Annotated in this window: 21 protein-coding genes and 2 tRNA genes; 9 read left to right on the top strand and 14 right to left on the bottom strand. The window is 69.5% G+C overall.

What is annotated here, in order from left to right; translation table 11 throughout:
- The first annotated feature begins 95 nt into the window (after nt 1-95).
- Nucleotides 96-926: a phosphoribosylaminoimidazolesuccinocarboxamide synthase gene (locus tag FB390_RS27935; RefSeq protein WP_185757301.1), complete on the top strand. Its 831-nt coding sequence runs from the start codon at nt 96-98 to the stop codon at nt 924-926.
- A 21-nt stretch (nt 927-947) separates the two neighbouring features.
- Here FB390_RS27935 and FB390_RS27940 read toward each other — a convergent pair whose 3' ends face one another.
- The 4 genes from FB390_RS27940 to FB390_RS27955 form a co-directional block, all read right to left on the bottom strand.
- Entirely contained in the window at nt 948-1,463 is a 516-nt protein-coding gene (locus FB390_RS27940; protein ID WP_141812244.1) for an NUDIX hydrolase, read from the bottom strand.
- Nucleotides 1,464-1,615: 152 nt separating this feature from the next.
- Complete coding sequence (locus tag FB390_RS27945) at nt 1,616-2,848, bottom strand: RNA polymerase sigma factor (protein ID WP_141812245.1); 1,233 nt, start codon at nt 2,846-2,848, stop codon at nt 1,616-1,618.
- Entirely contained in the window at nt 2,845-3,246 is a 402-nt protein-coding gene (locus tag FB390_RS27950; RefSeq protein WP_141812246.1) for a YciI family protein, read from the bottom strand. Before FB390_RS27950 ends, FB390_RS27945 begins: the two co-directional genes overlap by 4 nt.
- Before the next feature lie 106 nt (nt 3,247-3,352).
- The gene (locus FB390_RS27955) at nt 3,353-4,585 is read right to left on the bottom strand and encodes an NAD(P)/FAD-dependent oxidoreductase (RefSeq protein ID WP_141812247.1); all 1,233 of its coding nucleotides are present in this window, start codon (nt 4,583-4,585) and stop codon (nt 3,353-3,355) included.
- Nucleotides 4,586-4,764: 179 nt separating this feature from the next.
- Between FB390_RS27955 and FB390_RS27960 the strand changes: the two genes are divergently transcribed.
- Complete coding sequence (locus tag FB390_RS27960) at nt 4,765-5,406, top strand: mycothiol-dependent nitroreductase Rv2466c family protein (RefSeq protein ID WP_141812248.1); 642 nt, start codon at nt 4,765-4,767, stop codon at nt 5,404-5,406.
- 46 nt (nt 5,407-5,452) lie between these two features.
- Here FB390_RS27960 and FB390_RS27965 read toward each other — a convergent pair whose 3' ends face one another.
- The gene (locus tag FB390_RS27965) at nt 5,453-6,364 is read right to left on the bottom strand and encodes a M48 family metallopeptidase (protein WP_425465941.1); all 912 of its coding nucleotides are present in this window, start codon (nt 6,362-6,364) and stop codon (nt 5,453-5,455) included.
- 537 nt (nt 6,365-6,901) lie between these two features.
- Between FB390_RS27965 and FB390_RS27970 the strand changes: the two genes are divergently transcribed.
- Both FB390_RS27970 and FB390_RS27975 read left to right on the top strand, forming a co-directional pair.
- Nucleotides 6,902-7,375, top strand: coding sequence for a ribose-5-phosphate isomerase (locus FB390_RS27970; protein ID WP_097245679.1), 474 nt, complete (start codon nt 6,902-6,904; stop codon nt 7,373-7,375).
- A 14-nt stretch (nt 7,376-7,389) separates the two neighbouring features.
- Nucleotides 7,390-8,187 (top strand): Fpg/Nei family DNA glycosylase, encoded by a 798-nt coding sequence (locus FB390_RS27975; RefSeq protein WP_141812250.1) that lies wholly within the window; start codon nt 7,390-7,392, stop codon nt 8,185-8,187.
- 37 nt (nt 8,188-8,224) lie between these two features.
- Here FB390_RS27975 and FB390_RS27980 read toward each other — a convergent pair whose 3' ends face one another.
- On the bottom strand, nt 8,225-9,181 hold the full coding sequence (locus tag FB390_RS27980; RefSeq protein WP_141812251.1) for a GGDEF domain-containing protein: 957 nt from the start codon (nt 9,179-9,181) through the stop codon (nt 8,225-8,227).
- 614 nt (nt 9,182-9,795) lie between these two features.
- Between FB390_RS27980 and FB390_RS27985 the strand changes: the two genes are divergently transcribed.
- Both FB390_RS27985 and FB390_RS27990 read left to right on the top strand, forming a co-directional pair.
- Nucleotides 9,796-9,866, top strand: a tRNA-Gly gene (locus tag FB390_RS27985).
- Nucleotides 9,867-9,912: 46 nt separating this feature from the next.
- Nucleotides 9,913-9,989 (top strand) — tRNA-Pro (locus FB390_RS27990).
- 465 nt (nt 9,990-10,454) lie between these two features.
- On the opposite strand, the gene FB390_RS27995 is transcribed toward FB390_RS27990, so the two are convergent.
- On the bottom strand, nt 10,455-10,943 hold the full coding sequence (locus FB390_RS27995) for an FBP domain-containing protein (protein WP_141812252.1): 489 nt from the start codon (nt 10,941-10,943) through the stop codon (nt 10,455-10,457).
- A gap of 182 nt (nt 10,944-11,125) precedes the next feature.
- Between FB390_RS27995 and FB390_RS28000 the strand changes: the two genes are divergently transcribed.
- On the top strand, nt 11,126-11,581 hold the full coding sequence (locus tag FB390_RS28000) for a DUF5946 family protein (RefSeq protein WP_246124422.1): 456 nt from the start codon (nt 11,126-11,128) through the stop codon (nt 11,579-11,581).
- A gap of 32 nt (nt 11,582-11,613) precedes the next feature.
- On the opposite strand, the gene FB390_RS28005 is transcribed toward FB390_RS28000, so the two are convergent.
- From FB390_RS28005 to FB390_RS28015, 3 genes are read right to left on the bottom strand one after another with little or no spacing between them, the layout of a single operon-like run.
- Nucleotides 11,614-12,333, bottom strand: a complete 720-nt coding sequence (locus FB390_RS28005) for an ESX secretion-associated protein EspG (protein WP_141812254.1) — start codon at nt 12,331-12,333, stop codon at nt 11,614-11,616.
- Nucleotides 12,330-12,914, bottom strand: coding sequence for a WXG100 family type VII secretion target (locus FB390_RS28010; RefSeq protein WP_141812255.1), 585 nt, complete (start codon nt 12,912-12,914; stop codon nt 12,330-12,332). The genes FB390_RS28005 and FB390_RS28010 overlap by 4 nt, the downstream gene beginning before the upstream one ends.
- The gene (locus tag FB390_RS28015; protein ID WP_141812256.1) at nt 12,911-13,279 is read right to left on the bottom strand and encodes a hypothetical protein; all 369 of its coding nucleotides are present in this window, start codon (nt 13,277-13,279) and stop codon (nt 12,911-12,913) included. The genes FB390_RS28010 and FB390_RS28015 overlap by 4 nt, the downstream gene beginning before the upstream one ends.
- Before the next feature lie 192 nt (nt 13,280-13,471).
- On the opposite strand from FB390_RS28015, the gene FB390_RS28020 reads away from it, so the two are divergent.
- Nucleotides 13,472-13,864 (top strand): DUF1801 domain-containing protein, encoded by a 393-nt coding sequence (locus tag FB390_RS28020; RefSeq protein WP_141812257.1) that lies wholly within the window; start codon nt 13,472-13,474, stop codon nt 13,862-13,864.
- 4 nt (nt 13,865-13,868) lie between these two features.
- Here FB390_RS28020 and FB390_RS28025 read toward each other — a convergent pair whose 3' ends face one another.
- The 4 genes from FB390_RS28025 to FB390_RS28040 all read right to left on the bottom strand — a co-directional run bounded on the left by FB390_RS28025 (nt 13,869) and on the right by FB390_RS28040 (nt 22,635).
- Nucleotides 13,869-15,113: a serine hydrolase domain-containing protein gene (locus tag FB390_RS28025; RefSeq protein WP_141812258.1), complete on the bottom strand. Its 1,245-nt coding sequence runs from the start codon at nt 15,111-15,113 to the stop codon at nt 13,869-13,871.
- A 459-nt stretch (nt 15,114-15,572) separates the two neighbouring features.
- Nucleotides 15,573-18,251 (bottom strand): polynucleotide kinase-phosphatase, encoded by a 2,679-nt coding sequence (locus FB390_RS28030; protein ID WP_141812259.1) that lies wholly within the window; start codon nt 18,249-18,251, stop codon nt 15,573-15,575.
- Nucleotides 18,251-20,032: a 3' terminal RNA ribose 2'-O-methyltransferase Hen1 gene (locus FB390_RS28035; protein ID WP_141812260.1), complete on the bottom strand. Its 1,782-nt coding sequence runs from the start codon at nt 20,030-20,032 to the stop codon at nt 18,251-18,253. Before FB390_RS28035 ends, FB390_RS28030 begins: the two co-directional genes overlap by 1 nt.
- A 134-nt stretch (nt 20,033-20,166) precedes the next feature.
- Entirely contained in the window at nt 20,167-22,635 is a 2,469-nt protein-coding gene (locus tag FB390_RS28040; protein WP_141812261.1) for a phosphoketolase family protein, read from the bottom strand.
- Between the two features lie 170 nt (nt 22,636-22,805).
- Here FB390_RS28040 and FB390_RS28045 point away from each other — a divergent pair, with 170 nt between their 5' ends.
- The gene (locus FB390_RS28045; protein ID WP_141812262.1) at nt 22,806-23,366 is read left to right on the top strand and encodes an FKBP-type peptidyl-prolyl cis-trans isomerase; all 561 of its coding nucleotides are present in this window, start codon (nt 22,806-22,808) and stop codon (nt 23,364-23,366) included.
- Nucleotides 23,367-23,478 lie beyond the last annotated feature (112 nt).

Below are 23,478 nucleotides of genomic sequence, written 5' to 3' on the forward strand. Positions count from 1 at the left end.
AGGTGCGCCCAATGGGCACAACCGGCCCTCTCGGAGCACGGCGGTATCGTTCCTGTGCAGCGCAGACACACATCCACGGATTCGGAGGCTCCACGTTGAAGCATGTGCACGCCGGTAAGGTGCGCGACCTGTACGAGGACGGCGACACGTTGCTGCTGGTGGCCTCCGATCGGGTCTCGGTGTACGACGTGGTGCTGCCGACGCCGATCCCGGAGAAGGGCGCGCTGCTGACGCAGTTGTCGAACTGGTGGTTCCAGTTCTTCGCCGACGTGCCCAACCACGTGCTGTCCACGACCGACATCCCCGCGGAGTTCGCGGGCCGCGGCGTGCGGGTCAAGCCGCTGAAGATGGTGCACGTGGAATGCATCGCGCGCGGCTACCTCACCGGCTCGGGTCTGAAGGAGTACGAGCGCACCGGCACCGTGTCCGGCGTCGCGCTGCCGCCCGGTCTGCGCGACGGCGACAAGCTGCCCGAGCCGATCTTCACCCCCACCAGCAAGGCGTCCGAGGGCCACGACGAGCCGATCACCTTCGCCGACGTGGTGAACCAGGAGGGCCGCGAGGTCGCCGAGCAGCTGCGCGATCGCACCCTCGACATCTATTTGCGCGGCGCCGAGCACGCCGCGAGCAAGGGCGTCATCATCGCCGACACGAAGGTCGAATTCGGCTGGGACGGCGACGTTCTCACCCTCGGCGACGAGGTGCTCACCTCCGACTCCTCGCGTTTCTGGCCCGCCGATCAGTGGGAGCCTGGCCACCCGCAGCCGTCCTTCGACAAGCAGTTCGTCCGGGACTGGTCCACCTCGACCGGCTGGGACAAGGAGCCTCCTGGTCCGGAGATTCCGGCCGACATCGTCGAGGCGACGCGCCGCAAGTACCAGGAGGCGTTCGAGCTCATCACCGGCGTGAAGTGGGCGTCGGCCTGAGTTCTTGCCAGGCCAGCGTTGTCAGGGCCGAGTGTCGTCGGGCCCGTCCAGGTCTCGATCGGCTTCACCGCGCAGGTGCTCGGTGAGGCGGTCCAGGTAGGGCCGCTGCCCGCCGATCAGCTTGTCGTGGGCGGTGGCAAGGTCGAACCACTCGGCGCGGTCGATCTCGGGGAAGGCGACGAGACGGCCGGAGTGCGGCGGCCATTCCATCTCGAACGTGCCCGGGTCGACTGCTGCGGGATCGAGGTCGCCCTCCACGGCCCACGCGACGAGCCGCTTGCGCCCGCTGCTGTAGCGGACCTCGCCCAGCGGGATCCAATCGCCTTCCGGCGCGGGTAATCCCAGCTCTTCGGTGAATTCGCGGCGGGCGGCCAACGCGGCGTCCTCGGTGTCCGGGTCGTATTCGCCCTTGGGGATCGACCAGGCCGCGTTGTCCTTGCGTGCCCAGAAGGGTCCGCCCATGTGGCCGAGCAGGACTTCGGGATGGCCCGACGTGGTGCGAAACAGGAGGACGCCCGCGCTGAATGTCGCTGTCACACCAGCAGTCTGCCGCGCCACCCGGCCGGATCGCCCGATGGTTCGCGGTCGTGTCGGCACCGGGCTCGGGTGCGGCGACCGGGCAACTGCCGCCGACTGCACACCGTGACCGAGATCCTCGGGCACAGTCGATGGATGGCGCGCCGCGTCACCTAGCGTCGTGCGGTGGTTGCCTGGTGCAGTCGCGCCGCACGCAGCGTCAGGTAATCCCGCTCCGGCACGCTCGTCGTCCGGCGCGCCGCCGCCGTGTAGTTCGCGACGGCGGCCGGATACTCACCCGCCATCTCGTGCAGGTGCCCGCGCACCGCGTCCAGCCGGTGACCCGCTCCCGCGAGCGGCTCCTCGAGGGTGTCGATCAGCGCCAGCCCCGCCGACGGACCGTGCACCATCGCGACCGCGACGGCGCGGTTCAGCGTGACCACCGGATTCGGCGCGATGCGTTCGAGCAGGTTGTACAGCGCCAGGATGCGCGGCCAGTCGGTGTCCTCCGCGCGCAGCGCCTGCCCGTGCACCGCCGCGATGGCCGCCTGCACCTGGTACGCGCCGTGCAGACCGTGCGGCAGGGTGCTCGTGATCAGCCGTACCCCATCGGTGATCATCGCTCGATCCCACCGGCCGCGTTGCTGTTCGGCCAGCGGGATCAATTCGCCGTGTGGCCCGACGCGGGCGGCCCGACGAGCGTCGGTCAGCAGCATGAGCGCCAGCAGTCCGGTGACCTCGACGTCGTCGGGCAGGAGTCGGCGCATGGCGCGAGTCAGCCGGATCGCCTCGCCCGAGAGGTCGGTGCGCTGCAACTCGGCGCCCGACGTGGTGGTGTGTCCTTCGTTGAAGATCAGGTACAACACGTGCAACACCGAGCCGAGCCGATCCCGCCACTCGGCGTCATCGGGCCTGGCGAACGGGCGATCGAGTGCGGCGAGGCGCTTCTTGGCCCGCGCGATGCGCTGGGCCATGGTCGGTTCCGGCAGCAGGAACGCGCGCGCGATCTCCGCGGTGGTCAGGCCGCCGACCGCCCGCAGTGTCAACGCGATCGCACTCGCCGAGGACAACGCCGGATGGCAGCAGAGGAAGAACATCGCCAGGGTGTCGTCCCGGCCGACGGTCTCCGCGTCCGGCACGTCGCGCTCGAAAACCGTTGTCTCCCTGCGCCGCCGAGCCGATTCGGCGCGCACCGCGTCCGCCATCCTGCGCTGCGCGACCTGAACGAGCCAGCCGCGCGGATTGTCCGGCAGCCCCGCCGTTGGCCACTGGGTCGCGGCGGCGAGCAGAGCCTCCTGAACGGCGTCCTCGGCGGCGTCGAAGTCACCGGAACGGCGCACCAGGACGCCGAGGACCTGGGGCGCGAGTTCGCGCAGCAGGGCCTCGGCGTCGGGCGGAAGAGTCACAGCTCGGTGGCGGGGGCGCTCATCACCGCGCGCACTTCGATGTACTCGCCGATCGGCTTGCCGCCGGGACCGGGCGCGGCCGAGGCCTGGGCGGCGATCTGCAACGCGCGTTCGGGGCTGTCCACGTCGACGAGCCAGTACCCCGCCAGGAATTCCTTGGTCTCGGGGAACGGGCCGTCGGTGATCACCGGGGCGGAGCGGCCGTCGGCGCTGACGATGCGCGCGCTCTCCGGTCCCGCAAGCCCTTGCGCGTCGACCAGTTCGCCCGTCTTGGCCAGTTCCTCGCCCAGTGCGCGCTGAAAGTCGATGTGCGCCTTGATGTCCTCCGGCTCCCACTCCGACATCGGGGTGTCGCAGTAGGCGGCTTCGCTGTAGGTCTTGATCAGCATGTACTTCATGGTCGGCTCCTCGCGGATCGGCGCGCCCCTTCGGCGCTCTCGCAGGTAGGTCGGAGCGGTGGGCGCCCCTTCGACACATCGCTCACGCGAATTCGAGTGATCTGGATCACAGTTCGATCGAGGTGTCCGCGAGGCGGTCGGGGTCGACCGGCTCGCCCGCGGTGATCAGCTCCTTGATCCGGTCGGTCACGTCCCACACGTTGACGTTCATGCCCGCCAGCACCCGGTTCGCCGAATCCAGCCAGAACGCGACGAACTCGCGCTTCTCCAGATCGCCGCGCACCACGACCCGCTCGTACCCGCCGGGCGCGGCGTATCCGGTGTACTCCATGCCGAGGTCGTACTGATCGGTGAAGAAGTAGGGCAGCCGGTCGTAGGTCGCCGACTTGCCGAGCATGGTCGCCGCCGCGACCGCGGGCTGGTTGAGCGCATTGGCCCAGTGCTCCACCCGGATGCGCCGGTCCAGCCGCGGATGCTGCTGTTCGGCGATGTCGCCAACGGCGACGATGTCCGGATCGCTGGTGACCAGGCTCGCGTCGACGAGCACACCCTTGTCCACGTCGAGCCCCGCCTCGGCGGCGATCTCGATGTTCGGCTTGGCGCCGACCGCGACCAGCACGGCGTCGGCGGCGACGGTCGTCCCGTCGGCCAGCCGCAGTCCGTCGGCGATCGCCGTCGCGATCCCGTCGTGCGTGGTGATCTCCTCGACCTGGGCGCCGAGGCGTAGGTCGACGCCGTGCGCTCGGTGCAGGTCGGCGAAGACCGCGCCCATCTCGGGTCCGAGCGCGCCGAGCAGCGGCTGTTCGGCGGTCTCCACGATGGTGACGTCCATCCCGGCCGCGCGGGCGGCCGCCGCGACCTCGAGGCCGATCCAGCCCGCGCCGATGATCGCGAGCCGATCGCTCTGACCGAACAGGCCGAGGATGGTGTCGGAGTCCTCGATGTAGCGCAGCGTGTAGACGTTGGGAGTGTCCGCGCCCGGCAGCGACACGGTGCGCGGCGTGGATCCGGTGGCCAGCGCGAGTTTGTCGTAGGGGAGCGTCGAGCCGTCCGGCAGCGTGACCGTCTTCGACTCCCGATCGATCGCCGTGACGGTGGTGCCGAGCAGCAGGTCGACATTGTGGTCGCGGTACCACTGCGCCGGATCGACGAGGAAATCGGCGAACTGCTTCTTGCCGAGCAGGTGTTCCTTGGACAGCGGTGGTCGCTCGTAGGGCAGGTGTTCCTCGGCGCCGATCAGGGTGATCTTCCCGTCGAAGTCGTTGGCGCGCAGGGCTTCCGCCAGCTTGGCCGCTGCCAGGCCGCCGCCCACGATCACGAAACGCCGATCCGAGGTCATTGCGGACTCCTTCTCGGGAGGAAACGCGTGCCCAGTCGAGCCTACTGTCGGCGGGTGTTTCGCAACGCGGTATCCGGACATCGGCTCGCGGCGGGAACGAATCGTCAGGCGGCGTGGTTGGTTCCGGGTAACGGCGCTCGCGCGCCGTGCTTCCCGCATGCGATCGAGAGGAACGACCCGTGACCGACACGGCCGAGAAGAACGTCGCCGACTTCTGGTTCGACCCGCTGTGCCCCTGGTGTTGGATCACTTCCCGCTGGATCTTGGAGGTCGAGCAGGTCCGCGACATCGAGGCGCGCTTCCACGTGATGAGCCTCGCGGTGCTGAACGAGGGCCGCGACCTGCCGGAGCAGTACCGCGAACTGATGAACAGCGGCTGGGGTCCGGTGCGCGTCGCCATCGCCGCCGCCAAGGACCACGGCGACAAGGTGCTCGCCCCGCTCTACACCGCGATGGGCAGCCGCATCCACGATCGCAAGGCCGAATACGAGCGGCCGACCATGAAGGAGAGCCTCGCCGCGGTGATCGCCGACGCGCTCGCCGAGGTGGGCCTGCCCGCGGAGCTCGCCAAGGCAGCGGAGAGCACCGAGTACGACGAGGCACTGCGCAAGAGCCATCACGAGGGCATGGACAAGGTCGGCAAGGACGTCGGCACCCCGACCATCCACGTCAACGGTGTGGCGTTCTTCGGTCCGGTGCTCTCGCGCATCCCGCGCGGCGAGGAAGCGGGCAAGGTCTGGGACGGCGTCGTCGCGCTGGCCTCCTACCCGCACTTCTTCGAGCTCAAGCGGACCAGGACCGAGGACCCGGTCTTCGACTGAACGCGAAACCGGGCGCCGCGCGTTCGCGGCGCCCGGTCTCGTCGGCTCAGGGCACCGGCTTCGGCGGCAGACTCGGCACCTCGCCGTATGGGCCGTACGGCGCGGCGCCCACCGGCGGCTGCGGGCTCGGGCGCAGGAAGAGTCTGCCGTGCCTGCTGCGGTCGCGCAGCGCCCACATCCGCCAGGTCAGCACCGGGTGCGAGGACAGGGCGTTGACGAACCAGACGAACCCGCCCTTCTCGGTCGCGGCGCGGTCGGCCATCTCGTCGAAGCCGACGAGGGTGTTCATGTACTTGCCCGCCGCCAGCGTGCCCATGGCCGCGGCCGCGCCGGTGTGCCGGTTGCAGTAGCCGTGGTTGTCGGCGGTGTACTCCTGCGAGCGGATCAGCGAACTGCCCAGGATCGGCAGGAACGGCACGAGGAACATGCCCAGCTGTCGCCAGTAGGAGGTGTGCCCGGCGGCGATATGACCGACCTCGTGGCCGATGATGAACGCGAGCGCGTCGGGTTCGCGTGCCTTGCCGCCGATTTCGAACAGGTCGCTGTAGACGACGACGAAGCGCCGGAAGCCGTGGCCGGAGGCGAACGCGTTGATCTGGCCGTTGCCGAGCACCACGTAGGCGTCGGGCACCTTCGCCATACCGAACCGGGCCGCCGCCTCGACCACCATCTGGTAGCCCTCGGGGAACTGCGTCGGCGACATCTTCACGCCGTTCACCCGCTGCGACGCGTAGTTGATACCGCGCCCCACCCAGACCAGCAGCGGCGCGAAGACGAGCAGCAGCAGGTAGTCGCTGGGCACCGCGCCGTCGCCGAGCGCCACGACGAGCATGACCATGGCGATCAGATACGCGACCGTCGTGGACACCACAACCAGAACGAGCAGCGGGATCTCCCAACTGTGCCGGGCAGGCATCCCGAACGGGGAAAGACCGCGCGGCATGTTCTTCGGCGGCACGGGTGGCGGCGCGCCGTACGGCGTCATGGGCCCGGCACCGTAGGGCGCGAAGTGTTCGGCGCCGTAGGGGGAAGTGGGTTGGGGGCCATACGGCGAGGCGGACCCAGCGCTGTGCGGCGGCGTGGATCCGGCGCCGTAGGACGGTGATGGAGTTGCGTCGTGGGGCGAAGAAGAGGTGGCGCCATAGGCTGACGTGCCGTAGGTCGGGTGAGCGCCGGTGTGCTGTGGTATCGCCGAGCCGGGCTGCGGCGGTTGCTGTTCCTGCCCCCACCCGCTCGGCGGCGCGTACGGGGACTCGGGCTGGTCGGCTCGGTCCGGTGGCGTCGGTTCGTGCGGCTGCATGAAATGCACTCTATTCATCGGTGGGAACGGGGTTCTCGCGTCCGAGGGTCCAGCGCTGCTGTGCTGTCGGACACACGCTGGTCAGTACCCGCGGGCACGCCTCGTGTCAGCAGATTCGCGCCGGACGGCTCTGGTGTTAATGGCGCACGGTGCCCACCCGGATGGGCCGTCGCGCGGCCTGACAGAATCGCAGCCATGCGCGTATACCTGGGTGCCGACCATGCCGGTTTCGAACTGAAGAATCACGTCAAGGCCCATCTCCAGCAGGCGGGCCACGAGGTCGTCGACTGCGGCGCCCTCGAGTACGACGCCCTGGACGACTACCCCGCCTTCTGCATCGAGGCGGCCCGTCGCACCGTCGCCGATCCGGGCAGCCTCGGCCTGGTCTTCGGCGGCAGCGGCAACGGCGAGCAGATCGCCGCGAACAAGGTGCCCGGCGCCCGCTGCGCCCTCGCTTGGAGCGTGGAGACCGCGAAGCTGGCCCGCGAGCACAACAACGCGCAGCTGATCGGCATCGGCGGCCGCATGCACTCCACCGAGGAGGCGCTGGCGATCGTCGACGCGTTCGTCTCGACGCCGTGGTCCGACGAGGAGCGCCACCAGCGCCGCATCGACATCCTGGCCGAGTACGAGAAGACCGGTGTCGCTCCCGCCGTCCCGGCGTACTGAGGTCGCGTCGAAGGATGCCTGAAGGACACACGCTGCACCGCCTGGCGAACCAGCATCGGAAAGCCTTCGCCGGCGGTGTGGTGCGGGTGTCGAGTCCGCAGGGCCGGTTCGCCGACGGCGCCGCGCTGGTGGACGGACAGCGGCTCGTGCGCTCGGAGGCGCACGGCAAACACCTGCTGCATCACTACGAATCGGGTCTCGCGGTGCACGTGCACCTCGGGCTCTACGGCAAGTTCTACGACGCGGAACCACCGATGGGCGTGCCGGTCGGGCAGGTCAGGATGCGGATGGTCGGCGACGGCTTCGGCACCGATCTGCGCGGTCCCGCGGCCTGCGAGGTGCTGTCGCCGCCGGAGGTCGAGGCGCTGACCGACCGCCTAGGCGCCGACCCGCTGCGCCCCGACGCCGATCCGGACCGCGCCTTCGCGCGAATCCGCCGTTCCCGCAGGCCGATCGGCGCGCTGCTGATGGACCAGAGCGTGATCGCCGGTGTCGGCAATGTCTATCGCGCCGAAGTGCTCTTCCGGCACGGTATTTCGCCCTACCGCCCCGGCGTCGACCTGAGTGCCGAAGAATGGAGCGCTCTCTGGTCGGATCTGGTCGAGCTGATGCCCGTCGGCGTGGCGACGGGTCGCATGCACGTCGTCCGCCCCGAACACGATCACGGCGAGCCGTCCTACGCCCCCGACCGCCCGCGCACCTACGTCTACCGCCGCCTCGGCGCGGGTTGCCGAGTGTGTGCCGAGCCGGTTGCTCACGCGGTGCTGGAGGGGCGCAACCTCTTCTGGTGTCCCGCCTGCCAGCCGAGCTGAGCCGCCACCCGCGCCAGCGGACCTGGTTTGCGCGAGTTCAGCCGGCGACGGCCGCGTCTATCTCCGGTTCGTCGGAATCGGAGAACGCGAACCGTCGCCCGCCCGCCGTCTTGGCCGAGTACATCGCCCGATCGGCGCGCCGCAGCAGATCGGTGAAGTCGCACGGGGCGCCCGGGGGGTTGTAGGCGGTGCCCACACTCGCCGAGACCGGCACCGGGCCCGCCGACGACCACACCGGGTCGCGCAGCGCGCCAACGATGCGGTTGGCGATCTCGGTGAGGGTCTTGCCGTCCCGGTTCACCGCGAGCACGAACTCGTCACCGCCGTACCGGCAGATCACCGTGTCGGGCGGGCAGACCTCGCGCAGCCGGTTGGCCAGTTCGACGAGCACCTCGTCGCCGACCGCGTGCCCGTATCCGTCGTTGATCTGCTTGAACCGGTCCAGGTCGATGAGCAGCAGCCCCACGCAGCTGTTCGGGTCGGTGGCCATGCGGCGCACCTGGTCCTGGAGCAAGGTCCGGTTGGCCAGGTCGGTGAGCGCGTCGTGGGTGGCCTCGTGGCGGAGCCGATGCTGGAGGGCGGCGATCTCCTGCACCCGCAGCGACACCTTGGCCGAGAGACTCTGCTCCTGCTGCGCCAGCGCCCGCTCCTGGAGGGCCTGGGCGTAACTGTCGATGGCCTGGCTGGCCACGAACGGCCAGCGGGTCGCCACCAACGAGCCCGGTCGGCCCGAGGGGAAGCCGAGCAGCCAGCGACTGGCCTGCGCGAGCATCCTGGTCCGCTCGAACGGCGGCTCGGCGAGCCGAGCGCCCAGCATCCGCGCCTCCGGCACCGGGAAGGGCTCGTGCCTGGCCAGGTACAGCAGCCGTTCGACCAGCTCGATCAGAACAGGTTCCAGCTGATGCGGCGTCGTGTGCGAGCCGGGTTCGGAGCAGACGGCCCGTGCCCAGGCGCGACACATCGCGGCGACTGGCGGTTCGATGTCGGTCGCCATCGTTTTCACCGACCGTGGGCAACGTCGGTACCCGGGTGCCCTGTGCGCACACAGGTGCCGGCCTCACCCCGATCACTACTGCTACGCGGTTGTGTCCACCTCGCTCGGCGCACGCTCACCGCCCCCTTTCCAGATACCCCCGTCCGGCAAAAAGGATCCTAGCAAGCCACTCGGCACTGAAAAACGCCGTTTTACAACGAGTTTTCGATGCCTCGCGAATGGCGATCGGATGTGTGATCGTTCCAGCGGCGCTGGTGTTACACATGAATTTTCGTTCGCTGGAGAGTCGCGGCAGACACGCCGGAAGTGTGCTGAAACCGGCGGCCGGGCGGTGTGTCGGAGCGGCTCCCTCGAAGTCTGGACCGCTGGGTTCGATGTGTCCGGATCGAGAGGGTCGGCGTCGGCCGCCCGTCGTCCATGTGCCACACGTATCGGTGCCTGTGTGGCACGTGCGAAACCTGTGTGCGACTTGTTCGGCCACCCACGGCCGATGATCAGGGACGACGGCCGGTAGCGCACCGCGTGCACGGGGGCGATTGGCGTTTCCCGAACCGGATTCGGTACAGTGCGTGGTGCACACGACATCGTGGCGATCCCATCGATGTCGTATGCCTGCGGGTGTAGTTCAATGGTAGAACCTCAGCCTTCCAAGCTGATGGTGCGGGTTCGATTCCCGTCACCCGCTCAACGCACGATTCATACTCGTCGGCGGCCCCGCCACCGCGAGGCCTCGGGGTGTAGCGCAGCTTGGTAGCGCATCCGCTTTGGGAGCGGAGGGTCGCAGGTTCAAATCCTGTCACCCCGACCATCTTTCGACCCTCTCGGCCCGATCGGGATCAGTACCGTGATCGCCGTGGTGGATGCGATGGGGCACGGCCCCACTCAGTTTCAGAAGCCCTGGCCGCCCGACGCGACCGTAGGGATCGTGACGGAAAGCGGGCGAGTCTTCCATCGTGGCGTCGACTGTCCCGGCTATAGGCAGGGTGTCGAGAACTCGCGTCGGCACGGCCGACGGATCGCACCGGTCGAACAGGTGACCTCCGCCGAGGCGCGTCGTCGTGGCAAAGGCGTGTGCAACAAGTGCTGGGCGTAGGGGATTCCTCTCCGGACGGGGCGGTCCGGGTGGGTCGGCGCGTCTCGACCGGAGAGGGACCCCGGGCATCCCGAGTCCCGTTCAGGGAGAGGGGACTCGGGTGCTGTCGGGATGTGGGTGTCGAGTGTCGGCGCATGGCATCTACCTCCTATCGAACTGGCAGCCGGTGCTGCGGGTGGGTCAGCTGTAGAGCCTGGTGAGGAAGGCGTTCATGTTGTCGCGGACCCGGTCGACCTTCTCCTCGAGCGTGAGGTCTTCGCGGTAGCGGCTGCCAAGCGCGGGGCGCTTCTTGCCGCGCGCGTACAGCGAGCAGGCCAGATCGGTGCACATGTAGGTGCCGATCGAGTTGCCGCGGCGACCGGAATCGCCCGCTTTGTGCGCGGTCATCAGGACCACATCGCCGCCGGTGTGCGTGGTCAGGCAGATCGCGCACAGTTGCGGCTTGCCGGTCCCGCCGGTCTCGTAGCGCAACGCGACGCCGACCAGCCGTTCGTCCTGCGGCACCACCAGGTAGCAGCGGCCCGGCAGCGACGGATCACCCCAGCCGAGGAAATCCAGATCGTCCCACGGGCGCTCCGCGAGGTCGCGCGGCACGGACAGCCGCTTGGCGTCCCCCTTGGAACAGTTGACGAACGACGACCTGATATCGCGTTCGGTGACAGGTTTCATGACAGTGTCGACTCCTTCCGGTCGATGGTTGACAAACCGACGTGACGTTACGGACCGCCGCGCCCCCGGAACAACGGATTTCCGGCGCTACGGCGTCGAGGTGGCCGAAAGCGGCTGAGTCGATCGCGCGACGCCCGGGAAAACCGGATGCCCGAGCGGAGTTCGGGTGCTTGGGTGGGGGGATGGAGCGATGCGCGGAGTGTGGTGGGGTGTTGCCCGAGTCGGGGGACTGTTGGCAGCGGGTGGGGGAGTTGTTGGAGGTGGAGCAGCGGGTTCTGGATGGAGGTGAGGGGGCGCTGCGGGCGCATTACTTCTCGATCGCGACTTATCAGTTGCAGCATCCGTCGCGGATGAGTCGGGTTGCGGCGGAGCTGCTTCGGAGTGGGGTGGCGCGGATGTTGGCCGACCCGGTGCCGATCGCGCAGTTGCGGCGGGAGGTGCGCAGGGAGACGCGCGGGGTGAAGGTGGCGGGTACGCCGGGGGATCGGTCGGAGGTGGATCCGCGGTGGCCGACGGAGTGGGCGGTGGTGGCGGTGGATGTGTTGGGGCGGCCGGATTCGGAGTATGTCGTGGCGGTGCGCGAGTGGGCCGCGGTGACGATTGCGGCGTTGGATGCGGTGGTGCCGAGGAGGGAGTAGGGGAGGTGTTGTGGACCTGCCCGCCTTCATCGTCAGCGGATGGCGGCCAAGCGGGTCAGATGGGTGGCGAGGGCGGGCTCGGTGACCGGGGCCAGGGTCAGGTCGGTGGTGGTCGTGAGCAGGTAGCGTCCGTCGTCGGTGAAGTCCAACCAGGTGCGGTGGCGGGTCGGCGGGGACATCGGGTCTTCCGGCGCGACGGTGACGGTGATGAATCCGCGCGCATCGATCGGCCGGTGCAGCGTCTCACGGAGGGTGGCGGCGCGCAGCGCGGCCTCGGACTGCTGCTGCCAGAGGTGAGGATCCTCGTGCAGGACGGCTTCGCGCGGTTCGCGCATCGGCGCGAGGCGGCCAGGGGGAGCCGAGCCCATGGCGGCCACCAGGTGGTGTGCGACTTTCCTTGCGTGGCAGGCGATCACGGTGACGTCGCACGGTCCCGCGACGATCACGGTGCCCCACACCAAGTGGGTGGCGCCGAAGGCGAGGATGGGCTCGTCGGCGCGCCCGTCCTGGACGTAGCGATCACCGGAGACCGTGATGGTGGTGACGTCACCGCGGGCGCAAAGGGTGAGCGCGCCGGTCAGGTCGGGATCGGCGTTGCGGTGGAAGCGTTCGGCCAGTTTTAGTTTGTCCCAGTCGTTTTCACTGCGGACCGTGCCGCGGTGGGCCATGTTGATCGGGTAGGGGCGGCGATCGAGGCCGGTCTCCACCGACCACACGTAGGTGAACTCGTCCGGCGTGAAGACCCACTTCACCGTGCGCCCTCGCCGCTCGGGCCGGGCGTGCCGAAGACGGGCACGGCGTCGCCGGAGGCGACGAGGGTGGAGTTGTAGCCGAAGGTCAGCGTGTCCTGCGCGTCGGCGAGCGCCTCGGCGGCGGCGATGTCGTGCGCCATCTTGCGCGGACCGCCCTCGATCGCCTCGAGCACCGGGTCCGGGTTCGGCACGTAGGGTTCGGGCGGCGGCGGAATGGCATCGCGGATCGCTTGGGCCGCCGACGAATTCGACTCCATCAGCCGGTGCAGCTCGGCGCAGACGTCGCGCACGGCCGCGCCCGCGCGGAGGAACTGCTCGGTCGATTCGCGCGCGGCCGTCGCCGCCTCGCCGTGCCATTCCGCGAACTCGCGGCGCACCGCGGCCGCGAACGCCGCGAACAACTCGTCGAGCGCCTCGGCTCCCGCCTGCCAGCCCTCCGCGACGCGGCCGAGTTCGGCGGGGCGCAACGCCTCGTGCACGAGTTCCCAGATCTCGCGGTGGGTGTAGGCATCGAAGGATTCCCGATCGGTGACGTACGGCGGGTCGGTCGCCGCGTCGACGCGGTCGGGCGCGCTGTTCATGCGCCGTCGTCCAGGCGGTCGGCGGCCAGTTCCAGCGCCGCGCGGTGGGCGGCGTCGGCCTCGGACACCAACTGCCCGGCCGCCAGATATCCGGCCTTGTAGCGCAGCGCCATTTCCTGCAGCACCGTCAGCGTGTCCGCGAATTCCTGCCCTTTGGCCGCGAAGCCGCGGGTCAGCGCGACTCCGGAGGGCAGATCCGGAAAACCGCTCACGTCGCCGAGGTCGGTGCCGCGCAGCTCTCGCAATCCGTCGAGAAGCGCGTCGCAGGCCGACGCCAGTCGCAGCGCCGTCTGTTCCGACATACGCAGCTCACCGGTCAGCGCGGCGTCGAACACTCCGGCGGCCCGTGCCTGTTCCGGTTGCACTGGAATCGGCCCCCTCGCTCTCCCTCGGCACGACGGTCGTGAGCAAGGCAGCCTATCAGCGCTCGACCTCGCTCCTACGGTGAATCGTGGACGCTTAATTGATCGCACAGCGTCGTCGGCGAGCGCTTGTGCTCGGTCATCGGTGGACCCGAACCCCTGTCGACGGACCGGTATCTGTGCCACGATCGGCACATGCCCTATGTGGCCGACCCGCGCGTCGACGCCTACATCGACGCCCTACCCGCCTGGCAGCAGGCGATCTGCCGCGAGGTCCGCGACCTGGTGCACGCCGCCGACCCCGAGGTCGAGGAGACCATCAAGCGCACCGTCCAGCCCTACTTCGTGCTCGACGGCAATATCTGCGCGCTGCTCGCCGCGAAGACGCACATCAACGTGTTCCTCTACGACGGGGGCATCGTCCCCGATCCCGAGGGCATCATCACCGGCGGACACGACAACAAGACCGCGCGCACCGTGGCCATTCGCGAGGGTGAGGCGGTCAACGCCCGCGCCCTCGCGGCCATGTTCCGCCAGATCATCGCCGACAACCGCGCTGGCGGCTGGCGAAAACTGAAGGGGCGCTGACCTTTCAGCTGGCCGCGGCCTCCGATTCGACCGGGATGGGCGCTCGGCCGAGGACGGCGCGGGCGATGCGCTCGGCGCGGGCGGCGAGCATCGGCAGCCTGGCATCGCCGACCGACATGGCGTGGTTGCCCAGGTGATTGGTGACGAAGCCGACGGCGAGGCCGAGTTCGGGGAACGCGATGCCGCCGGAACCACCGATCCCGAAGTGCCCCAACGCCCTTCGGGTGATACGTGGACCGACGATGGCGCGGTGGTAGCCGAGCGCGAAGTGCGGTGAAGCGCCGAGCACGTAGTCGAAGCGGCCGTTGGGCGGCATCTCCGCGATGCGCTGGGTCGTCTCGGCGCGCAGCAGGCGGCGGCCGCTCACCATGCCGTCGTTGGCGATCGCGCCGTACATCTTCGCCAGGGCGCGGGCGGTGAACACGCCGTTCCAGCCGGGCATCATCGCGTCGTAGGGCCGGGTACCGATGGACATGTCGGCCCAGCCGTCGTAGACCGCGCCGCGAGCGGCATACACCAGTTGCAGCGGAGCGAAGGGCGCGATCAGCCGGTCGAACGGGACCCTGGCGACCCCGATCCGCGGCGAGAGCGTGGCCAGCCGGTGCCGCTCGTGTTGCGGAACGCCGTAGAAGAAGTCGCGTTCGCCCAGCGGTTCGGCGAGTTCGGAGCGGACCAGATCGGTGAAGTCGCGACCCGTCGCACGCTGGGCGATCTCGGCCACCAGGGTGCCGAAGGTGATGGCGTGGTATCCGGACGCGCGCAGCCGCAGCGGATCCGGTGCGGAGGCGGCCATCGCGGCGGAGACCGCGTCGTGATCGAGGAAATCGTGCGGGTCGGGCAGCAAGCCGCGGATGCGCTGGAGGCCCGCGCGGTGGTTGAGCACGTCGCGCAGGGTGATGTCCGCCTTGCCGTTGGCGGCGAATTCGGACCAGTAGTCGGCGACCGGGGCGTCGACGTCGAGCAGTCCGCGATCGATGAGCCGGTGGGCGACGGTGGCCGCCACGCCCTTGCCGGTCGAGTACGACAGCGCCATGGAGTCCGCCCGCCACGGCCGGTCGCGGTCCGCCCAGCCCGACCATACGTCGAGCACCGGTTTGCCGTTCAGATAGACGGCTAGCGCGCCGCCGCCCTGGCTCTTGCGGCGGAACATGCCGAAGAACTTCGAGGCCAACCCGGTGAAGCGTTCGTCGATCAGCATCGTCCGTGCGTCGGACTCGTGCGCCGGCCCGTTGTCGTTGGGTGCAGTCATGGTCAGACTCCTTTGTCTGTCGGCTGCGCGCGGCCGAACCGCGCAGGCGGACTGCTTACTCTTGCAAGCGCCCTGCTAGCAGACTGTAACGGCCGTCACGATCCGTCCGCAACGGTCGTTCCCACTGTCTGGGGAGTACCCAGCGTGAACCTTTCGATGCCTCAGCGCTTCTCATCGCGGGCTCAGCTCGCCGGGAGAACCCCCGGCGACCTGGTGCGATCGCCAGTCGATGCCCGCCGGCAAGCGGCTGGCGGCCTCGCATCGACGCCGCTCGGGCGGTATCGAGCCGCGCTGAAAGTCCTCTGGACGCCATCCGCTGGGCGAGTCGCGCAGCGGTGCTCGAGGACGAAGGTCGGCGCCCGGTGAACCGGGTTCGCAGCGACTCCGCGCCCAGTAGACGCCGGAGACGCCCCACCAGCTCACCGAGCGCCGCAGTTCACAGCCCCGAGCACCCGCCATTCACAGGCGCGGGTCGACGGGCTCCGATTCGAGGGCCAGCACCGCGAACACCGCCTCGTGCACCCGCCACAGCGGCTCGCCCGCGACGAACCGGTCCAGCGCCTCCAGCCCGAGCGCGTACTCGCGAAGCGCCATCGACCGTTTGCGCCCGAGACCGCGGGTGCGCAGGCGGCGAAGGTTGGGTTCGCGCAGGTACTCCGGGCCGTAGATGATCCGAAGGTATTCGGGTCCGCGGCATTTCACGCCCGGCTGGACCAGGCGGGCCGACTCGTCTCGGGTTGGCGTGCTGGTCGTGTCCGAAGTGTCCGGTGCCGAACCGCTTCCCTCGAGACCACGCTCACCGTCGGCGCCGGGACGGTCGACCGATCGGCTTCGGACGAGGGAACCGAGCGGCTTCACCACCATGCCCTCCCCGCCCGCGGTGGTGAGTTGGATCCACCACGCAGTCGCGGCCGCCTCGCCGTCGGCATCGGCGAGATCCACCACCATCCGGCGCGTCGGCGTGAACAGCTCCGGATCGGCGGCGACCAGGCGATCGATCACCGCCAGGTGCCAGGTGTGGTCGCGGGTGGCGTGGTTGACGCCCTCCGCGGCGAGCAGTTGGAACGGCGCGAGGCGCAGCCCGGCCAGACCGTCGGTCGTCCAGCAGTAGCGGCCGTAGGCGGTGGTGAAGGCCGCGGCGTCCGCGCGCCGTCCCGCGGTGCGCTCGGCCAGCTGGGTGACGTCCTGGCCGCGCGCGGCGACCGCCGCGAGCACCGCCGCGGTGTCGTCGAGTGCGGCCTTCGCCGCCGCGCCGACCGCCGCGTACTGGTTGCGCAGCAGTCCGACGGCCTTCGCCGACCACGGCAGCAGCTCCGTGTCCAGCAGCAGCCACTCGCTGCGCAGTTCCTCGAACAGTCCCGCGGCCTCGGCCGCCGCGCGGACGCGCGCGAGCAACGTCTCGGTCTGGGCGGGGTCGTCGAAGAACGGGCGACCGGTGCGCGTGTAGATCGCGCCCGTACCGTCGTCCTCGACGCCGAAACGGTCCCGCGCGACCGCCGCCGAGCGGGTCACCAGGACGACGGCGCGCGAGCCCATGTGCTTCTCCTCGCACACCACCTGGTCCACCCCTTCGCTCCGGTAGTAGGCGAACGCCTCGGCCGGGTGCTCGAGGTAGCCGTCCAGCGACGAGGTCGCGCACGGCGCCATCGTCGGCGGCAGGTACACCAGCCAGCGCGGGTCGATCGCGAAGCGGCTCATCACCTCCAGAGCGGCCCCGGCGTTCTCCTCCTGCACGCCGACGCGGCCGTGGTGGCGGGTGTGCACCACGCGGCGGCCCAGCACGTCGTCGAGGTCCAGCACGCCCGGATCGCGGTGCACCACGGCCGCGGTGGTGTCGGCCGTGGTGGCGACTGCCGGCGCGAGCGGGCGCACCGGCTCGTACCAAACCTGTTCGGCCGGAACGGAGACCGGCTCGCGCTCGGGGTAGCGCAGCGCCGTGAGGCGACCGCCGAACACCACGCCGGTGTCCAGGCAGAGCGTGTTGTTCACCCACCGCAGCTCGGTCACCGGTGTGTGGCCGTACAGCACGGTGGCCCGGCCGCGGTAGTCCGATGCCCACGGGTAGCGCACCGGCAGGCCGTATTCGTCCGTCTCGCCGGTCGATTCGCCGTACATGGCGAATGCGCGGACCCGGCCGGACGCGCGGCCGTGGTACTCCTCCTTCAGCCCGGCGTGCGCGACCACGAGGTTGCCGCCGTCGAGCACGTAGTGGCTGATCAGCCCGCGGCAGAAGTCGAGCGCCGCCTTGCGGAAATCCTCGTCCTCCGCCTCGAGCTGACTCAGCGATTCGGCGAGGCCGTGCGCGATCCTGACCTTCTTGCCGTCCAGCGCGCGAACCAGCTTGTATTCGTGATTACCGGTGACACACAGCGCCGTTCCCGCGGCGACCATACCCATCACCAGCCGCAACACACCGGGGGTATCGGGGCCGCGGTCGACCAGGTCGCCGACGAAGACCGCGGTGCGTCCGTGCGGATGACGCGCGCCGACCGCACGCCCGGCCTGGTCACGCTCCAGCGCGTATCCGAGCTCGCCGAGCAGCGTCTCCAGTTCGGCGCGGCACCCGTGCACGTCGCCGATCACATCGAACGGTCCGGTGAGTTCGCGCTTGTCGTTCCACGCCTTCTCGTCGACCAGGGTCGCGCCCTCGATCTCGTCGGCCCCGCGCAACACGTACACCTTGCGGAAGCCCTCGCGCTCCAAGCCGCGCAGGCCACGGCGCAGCTCCCGCTGCTGGCGATGCACCACGTGCGCGGCGAGATGCGAACGATCGGGGCGCAGCGCGTTGCGCTGTAGACACACCGCATCCGGCACGTCGAGCACGATGGCCACCGGCAGCACGTCGTGGGCGCGCGCCACCGCGACGAGTTCCTGACGTGCCCTCGGCTGCACATTCGTCGCGTCGATCACCGTGCGCAGGCCGCGGCGTAGCCGGATGCCCGCGATGTGGTGCAGCAGCGCGAAGGCGTCCGGGGTGGCCGACTGATCGTTCTCGTCGTCGCTCACGATCCCGCGGCAGGCATCGGAGGAGACGACGGCGGTCTGCGGAAAGTGCTTGCGTGCGAAGGTCGACTTGCCCGAGCCGGTGCTGCCGATGAGCACGACGAGCGAAAGTTCAGGGATGGACAGTTCGGTCATCACACCGCTCCCTTCGTGTCCTCACCGGTGGGCCGGGGTCCGTCGGTCCTGGTGAACAGCGCCAGCTGTGTGGGCGCACCGAGTTCGGGATGCTCGGCGCCCACGGGTCGCAGCTGAACGCGGTACCCGTTGCGCTGCGCGACGCCGGTCGCCCAGGCGGTGAATTCGGCGCGGGTCCACTCGAACCGGTGGTCGTCGTGGCGGAACTTGCCCGCGGGCAAGGTCTCGTAGGCCGCGTTGTACTCGGCGTTCGGTGTCGTCACCACGACGGAACCCGGTGCGGCCGTGACGAATACGGCGTGCTCCAGCGCGCCGAGGCGAGGTGGGTCGACGTGCTCGATCACCTCCATCAGCACGGCCGCGTCGTAGCCGCGAAGCCGCGCGTCGGTGTAGGTGAGCGCCCCCTGGAGCAATGCGAGCCTGCGCGCGACACGTTCCGGCATGCGGTCCAGCCGCAGCTTGCGCTTGGCGATGTGGAGCGCCCGAGTCGACACATCGACGCCGACGATCTCGGTGAACATCGCGTCCGCCAGCAACTCTCGCAGGAGCGCGCCCTCACCGCACCCGAGATCGAGCACCCGTCGCGCTCCCACCTCGCCCAGCGCGGTGAGCACCGCCGCTCGCCGCTGCACCGCCAGCGACGGCGCACGGGTTTCGCCGGCGCCATGCTCGCCCGTCGGGTCGACGGCAGACGCACCCGCCGGGGCGTCCAGCGAAGACTCATCCGTTCGCTGCGCGACCTCGACGGAAACGGTCTGGTCCGGGGCAGGGTGCAATCCGCGGGATGTAGCGTCGTCCAGCGACGAGCCGGGCCGAGCGTCCGCCGCATCGAGCGGCGTGATCTGTGTCGCCGGGCCACGCCCGCGTGAACCTGTGGCGCCAGCGGTGTGCTCTGGGATCGAACTGTCCGCATGCGAAGACGTGGCGCCGCCGCCGTGCACAGCAGTGCCGAGTGCGGAAGCGTTGTCGCTCAACGCATTCTCGCCGTCGACGTAGTCCTCCACCGCGCCGAGATCGTCCGGATCGGCCTCGTCGATCTCCGCCAAGCGTGCCAGTGCGGTGCGCACGAGCGACTGCCGCCGGGCCAGGTAGCGCCGGGCGATCCATCCGCGTTCCGGGTGTTCGGCCAACCACCCGTCGCCCGCGCGGATCAGCTTGTCGACCTCGTCGGCGGCCATCCAGTAGTGCTTGGCACCGTCGAGGACGGGCAGCAGAACGTACAGGTGGGAGAGGGCGTCGGCCAGCCGCATCTCACCGGCGAGCGCCAACCGCAGGTAGTGCGAATCGCCCCACTCCGGAAAAGCCGGATCGAGGGGGAGCGGCGTGGTCGAGACGCTCCAGCCGAGCGGTGCGAACACCCGCTCCGCGGCCTCGGCGCCGCCCTTGCACGGCACCGCGGGCAGTTCGATCCGCAACGGCAACGCGGCGAGCGCGAGTTCCGGACGCGCTTTGCACTGCCCGTGCAGCGCCGTGCGGAACACCGCGCCGATCGCCACGGACAGCAGCGACGACGCCGCGTACGGCCGGTCGTTGACGTACTGACCGAGGCTGAAATCCGGTGTGCCACGGGAACGTCCGCGCACCAGGCGGATCGGGTCCACCTCGAGGACCAACGCCGCGGTGCAGCGCGCCGGATCCGCCTCCGGATACACCACGTGCGCGGTGCCGTAGGACTGCTCGAACGCCTGCACGCGCTCGGGGTTTTTGTGCAGCAGGAACCCGAGATCGGTCGCGGGCCAGTCCGCGCCCTCCGGTCGCGTGCAGGTGATCGTCAGCAGCATCCTGCGATCGTCGCCGACCCACCCCATGCCCGCAAGGAAGTTTTCCACAGGGGCCGTGAACTTCCATATGGCACAAACAATTACGGTGCCGATATGTGAACAACCGGCTGTCGCTCTCCGCCGCGCGGCTACCCTCAGAGGCCGACTTCGGGCCAGCTCCACTCCGCGACACAGGGGATGTCCGTGCCGTACTCCCTGGTCCACGCGCGCGCCTTCCAGCGGGCGTCGACCATCTCCTGGCGCAACCCCGCGGCCTTCTCGCGTAGGTCGGGCACCCGATCGATGACGTCCATGACGAGGTGGTACCGGTCCAGGTCGTTGAGCATCACCATGTCGAAAGGCGTTGTGGTGGTGCCCTCTTCCTTGTAACCGCGGACGTGCATCTCACCGTGATTGGTACGCCGGTAGGTCAGCCGGTGAACCAGCCACGGGTAGCCGTGGAAGGCGAAGATCACCGGACGGTTTCTGGTGAACAGTGTGTCGAACTCGCTGTCGGGCAGGCCGTGCGGGTGCTCCTCCGCGGGCAGCAGCCGCATCAGATCCACCACGTTGACCACGCGAACCCGCAAGTCCGGCAACCGATCACGGAGAATCGCCGCGGCGGCCAGGGTCTCCAGCGTCGGCACATCGCCCGCGCAGGCCAGCACGACATCCGGGGTGCTGCCGACGGTGTCGTTGTTGCCCGCCCACTCCCAGATGCCCAAACCACGTGCGCAGTGCACCGCCGCGTCGGTGACCGACAGCCAGTCCTCCTGCGGTTGCTTGCCCGCCACCACCACGTTGACGTAGTGCCGCGAGCGCAGGCAGTGGTCGTACACCGAGAGCAAGGTGTTGGCGTCCGGCGGAAGGTACACCCGCACGATCTCGGGCTTCTTGTTCAGCACCACGTCCAGGAAGCCGGGATCCTGGTGCGTGAACCCGTTGTGGTCCTGCCGCCAGACGTGCGAGGACAGCAGGTAGTTCAGGCTGGCGATGGGCCGCCGCCAGGACACCGCCGCGCTCGCGTCCAGCCATTTGGCGTGCTGGTTGAACATCGCGTCCACGATGTGGATGAACGCCTCGTAGCAGGTGAACACCCCGTGCCTGCCGGTCAGCAGATACCCCTCGAGCAGTCCTTGGCACATGTGCTCGGAGAGCACCTCGATCACCCGGCCGGTGCGGTCCAGCGCGACGTCGTATTCGCCGATCTCCGCCTGCCAGTCGCGTCCGGTGACCTCCAGGATGTCCTGGAGTCGGTTGCTGGCGAGTTCGTCGGGCGCGAAGGTGAGGAAGTTGTCCGGATTTCGCCGGGTCACCTCGCGCAGCCAGCCGCCGAGTACCCGGGTGGCCTCGTGTTTCGTGCCGCCGGGCGCGTCCACCTCGACACCGAACTCGCGCCAGTCCGGCAGGCGTAGATCGCGAACGAGCATGCCGCCGTTGGCCACCGGATTGGCGCTCATCCGCCGATCACCCGCGGGCACTTGGTCGAGCAGTTCCGGCACCGGCTGCCCTGCCTCGTCGAACAGTTCCTCCGGGCGATACGAGCGCAGCCATTGCTCGAGCACTTCGCGGTGCGAGTCGTTGTTCCGGGCGGCGGGCAGCGGCACCTGATGGGCGCGGAAGGTGCCCTCGATCGGGTCGCCGTCCACGACCGGGGGACAGGTCCAGCCCTTCGGGGTGCGCAACACGATCATCGGCCAGTTCGCGGGCGCGCCGTTGGCGCCGGACCTGGCGGCGCGTTGAATCCGGTCGATCCGATCGAGGCAGCCGTCCACCGCACCGGCCATCGCTTGGTGCACCGTCGCCGGATCGTCGCCCGCCACGACGATCGGTTCGTAGCCGCATCCGCGCAGCAGTTCGATCAGCTCGTGCTCCGGAATGCGGGCGAGGATGGTCGGATTGGCGATCTTGTACTGGTTGAGCGCCAGGATCGGCAGCACCGCGCCGTCGCGCCCTGGATTGAGGAATTTGTTGGCGTGCCAGCTACCGGCCAGCGGCCCGGTCTCGGCCTCGCCGTCGCCGATCACACAGAAGACGGTGAGATCGGGATTGTCGAGTGCGGCCCCGTAGGCGTGCAGCAGGGAATAGCCCAGCTCGCCGCCCTCGTGGAAAGAGCCCGGCGTCTCGGGCGCGCAGTGACTGGGCACCCCGCCCGGGAAGGAGAACTGGGCGAACAGCGCTCCCATCCCCGCTCCGTCGCGGGGGATGTGGCTGTACAGCTCGGAATACGTGCCCTCCAGCCAAGCGCACGCGTTCGGTCCGGGACCGCCGTGGCCGGGACCGGCGACGAACACCGCGTTCAGTTCGCGGTGACGGATCGCCCGGTTGGCGTGCGTCCACACCAGATTGAGCCCGGGCACCGTGCCGAAGTGTCCGAGCAGCCGAGGCTTGATGTGCTCGGGACGCAACGGTTCGCGCAGCAGCGGGTTCTTCATCAGGTAGATCTGGCCGACGGACAGATAGTTCGCCGCGCGCCACCAGGCGTCGATCGCGGTCAGCTCCGCGCGATCCAGCGGCCCGGGCGTCTCGCTCAGCCGATAGGGCCGGGGCGCGATGGAAACGCCGCCTTGCGCGCCGACATTGTCCGCCGAGGTGTCGCCCCCGGCACTGGCCATCTGCGTCATCCGCCGACTCTCCTCACGGTCGCTGGGAAATCCGCTTCACCGGCCGCATTACCCGTTTACGGGCGGCGACACCCCGACAGGGCCGGAACCCTCCGCTGTGTCGTCACTGGGCGCGCGGGCGCTGTGTTGTCGCTAGGCGCGCGGGCGCTGAGTGGTCTAGGGTCCGCCGCATGCACACACTCGGCAGGATCATCGGTGTCGGGGCCATCGCCGCGGCCGCGTTCACGCTGGCCGCTTGCGGCTCCGACGACGACAAGGACACCGCCGCCACCGCGACGGCCACCACCACGAGCGCCGCCGCAACGCAGGCGAAGCACGGTCGGGAATGCACGGCCGAGGACATCGGCGTGACCGGGGGCTTCGGCGAGACGCCGACCGTGACCATCCCCGACGACTGCGACCCGCCGACCAAGCTGATCGTCAAGGATCTGGTCGAGGGCAGCGGGCCCGGCGCGGTGGCCGACCAGCCGCTCACCATGAACTACGTGCTGGTGACCTGGTCGGACAAGAAGAAGCTGGACAGCTCGTTCGATCGCGGCAAGCCCTTCCAGCTGAACCTCGGCGCCGGTGAGGTCATCCCCGGCTGGGACCAGGGCCTCGTCGGTGTCCAGCAGGGCGCGCGCAGGCTGCTGATCATCCCGCCGAACCTCGGCTACGGCGCGGGCAGCGGCGGCATCAAGCCCAACGAGACGCTGGTCTTCGTCACCGACGCGGTCGGCGTCGGCAACTGAACGCAGCCGGTCGCGGCGCCGCGAGGTGCGCCGCGCCGTGACCGATTGCAGGCGCCGACGGCCGGTCAACTAACCTGGTCGGGATGCGTACGCGCACCCCGCTGGGAGTCGC

This window comes from Nocardia bhagyanarayanae, from assembly GCF_006716565.1.
In the GTDB taxonomy this organism is placed as follows: domain Bacteria; phylum Actinomycetota; class Actinomycetes; order Mycobacteriales; family Mycobacteriaceae; genus Nocardia; species Nocardia bhagyanarayanae.